The organism is Stenotrophomonas sp. 05N423, assembly GCF_056397145.1.
Genome location: NZ_JBFTMV010000022.1, coordinates 1 through 2807 on the forward strand (window position 1 = coordinate 1; position 2807 = coordinate 2807).

1 protein-coding gene and 2 pseudogenes are annotated in these 2807 nt (G+C 53.2%); all 3 read right to left on the minus strand.

Features of this window, described 5'->3' with window-relative positions:
- Nucleotides 1-308: pseudogene (locus AC1DGW_RS16770) on the minus strand (hemagglutinin repeat-containing protein); the annotation flags it as partial.
- A 292-nt stretch (nucleotides 309-600) separates the two neighbouring features.
- Nucleotides 601-1509, minus strand: a complete 909-nt coding sequence (locus AC1DGW_RS16775; protein ID WP_478025179.1) for a hypothetical protein — start codon at nucleotides 1507-1509, stop codon at nucleotides 601-603.
- Nucleotides 1510-1530: 21 nt separating this feature from the next.
- Nucleotides 1531-2807: pseudogene (locus AC1DGW_RS16780) on the minus strand (hemagglutinin repeat-containing protein); the annotation flags it as partial.

The window sequence follows — 2807 nt, forward strand, 5'->3', positions numbered from 1 at the left end:
GCGGTGAGGTCGCGGCCGGCGGCGATCTGCACGCTCTCGCCGCTGAGCGTGGTGCCGACAGCCAGGCTTTCGTGCCACTCGTCATGGGTGGTGGTGGTCTTGCTGGAGAACAGCCCCTTCTTCTTGCGCTGCTCGTCGATGGTCAGGTCGTGCTGCTCCTGCGCGGCCAGCAGGTTGACGTCGCGGCCTGCGCTGAGCGCAATGCCGCCGTCTTCGCTGTACACACCGGCGGCGGTGAGCGTGGCATCGCGCCCGGCCACCAGGGCGATGTCACCACCGGCCTGCAGCACCGTGCCATGGACGGTTTCTCGGTGAAGGTCGAGTCCACCGAAGCGAGTGGTGTCTGACGCCGGTTTGGCACCTGCCTATTCCGCTCGAATTTTGAAAGAGCGAGCAACCGCCTCACTGCGTGCCACCCTCAAGCCAGTCGATCTAACCCAGGGCTTAACTGAACTTTGAAACGTTATTTGCTCGCTGGCGATCTGATCTCGCTTGAATTTTTAAAGAGCGTGCAATCGAATTATTGCAATGAAATCTCTAGACAACCAGGCAAACCCGGAACCACCGCCCTGTGATTGACGCAACCCATTCGACCATTAATTACTTTATCAACTCACCCCATGGCAAAAAATCAAACTCTCCCGGTTGCCGCAACAAAACATGCGCGCAATATCTATCAATCGCCTCTTCCGGATTATGCAACACCCGAACACCCTCAACATCACCCTGATGGATGTGATAAACAATCTGATCGCGTTTCTGGTCAAACACAAAAAACTGATCCCCAACCGGACCACCAAGATCCACTGGACGCGTATCCAAAAAACAACGCATTGAAGTCCAGTGATATGGACTCCCGTCATGTGGATTATGCTTCGTTACCACCGCATCAGGAAATCGCTCTAAAATACTCGACATCATTTTTTTCCATCCGCGCCGATCATAGCTTTTGAGCATTTGATCAATAGGCAGCCACCCACCATTCGGGTGCCCGATCAATCGTCGATTGACCAAAGGCCCCTGAAATGCGTCACTTGGAACACGCCACCCCCCTGTACGCCACAACCACGACTTAGACAACGCACTTGGCAAGCTCGGCAAAGTTCCAGCACAGTCATTACCTCCCTCATAGGTGGACTGAGCAGGCATAGCCTCTATTTCGATCATGCGCCCACAAGCATCGAGGAATAGCACTGGTTTAATCAGGGGGGAATTTTCCGGCCTCAACAGATCATCAATCAAAACAATACCAAGCAACAAGGGACCCACAGCACTTTCAAATGCCTCGAATGAATGGGGCTGCAAATCTCGCAGGGGCTCAATAAGCCACGCTTTCCCTTTAGCCAACAACCCGGGATAGTCATAATCTCTCTTGACCCCCCTATATCCCGGCATCAGTGCGCAGCGATATTCCTCCGGCACATCTTCGTAGCACTTATAAATACCACCATCCATACGCGCACAATACTGCTCACGGGAGACACTCATTTCCTCCAAGAACCGGCTCATATCCTTTCTTTGATCTTTCACTCAGCCTCCGGAATTTTTATAAGCATCAATAGCATCCTGGATCTTGCTCCTAAATTCGGCCTGCGCATCATCCAAGTATTTTTTATATTTCGCACTAATTGGCTGCCCATTCCACGCCTTCCAGCCACCATCAATCCATTCAACCTTGCACCCCTTGGAGCAATTAGCAGACTTGATAAGCGGCTGCAAATTCATTGGATCATCCAGCAACTGTTGCTGCATAGCCTTGGGCAACGACTTAAATTCCGGAATCAATGTGGCAATATAATTCTGCGGAAGTATATGATCTACATGCACTTTAGCAGCATCCGGAACCAGCTCTTTCAATCCGGTCAGCGGGTTCATCCATGTAAGTTCGCCCTTTGTATTCACCCATGCAGCGTCAATCACCTTTCCATTAAGCCAATATGTTCCATCTGCCGCAATAGCTAGTGGCCGCAGAACCTTGCCTACACCCCAAGGAAGTGCAGCAATGGCGGCGTCAAGCGCCCCTCCCTCAAGATCGCCCTGCACCACCTTTCTAGCAATGCCAAGCACCATGCCGACATCACCGGTGAATGTCTCCAGCATATCGACGCCATCCTTACCTCGGGCCGAGTCCGCAAGACTGGACAATACATCCCGGTAAGCGGCCTGCAGATATTCGCGGGAAGCACCTCCCTGGGCCAACGCCGCGGTCAAATCATCAAACGCCGCCCTATCTGAATGGAGCAAATCCTTGAAATAACTGTTGTCATTAAATTGATCACGAGTGACCGCAAAACCCTCTCCCCAGCTGAATTTCACGGGGTTATTGTTTATGAATGCTTCCGCCAGCGAGTCATATTCATACTTTGAACTAGCGATACCATCCACGCGAGCATAGGCTTCACGGATCAAGCGACCCTTTGCATCTGCAATTTGCTCATCTGAACATTGATCGGCACAACCATAGATAATGTCTGCGAATTCCTCCGCCTTGTCTGCCAGATAGTGCAGCTCTTCCGGATGCAACTGCCGATTGAACTGCTCCCCAGCCAACGCAGACGCCGCGCCACTTCCTCCGCCGACGACAGCGCCTACCGCCACGCTGCCCAACTCCATCAGGGCCTTGCCAGTCGGTGAATCGGGGTCAATCCCTTCGTTCTTCAGGTAGTCCTGCATCGCCTTTGACGCCAATTGGTTGGCCGCCGCACCGGCCAGGCCCGACAACGCATCGCTACCGCCCAGTGCGGCAATGGCCGCGCCCACAATGCCGTGCAGGATCACCTTCTCCTTGCTGCCTTCTTCCCATCCCA

What these genes read in the sequence shown, in the direction of transcription:
- AC1DGW_RS16775 (WP_478025179.1), bottom strand. Translation starts at nt 1,509, where the DNA reads ATGAGCCGGTTCTTGGAGGAAATGAGTGTCTCCCGTGAGCAGTATTGT.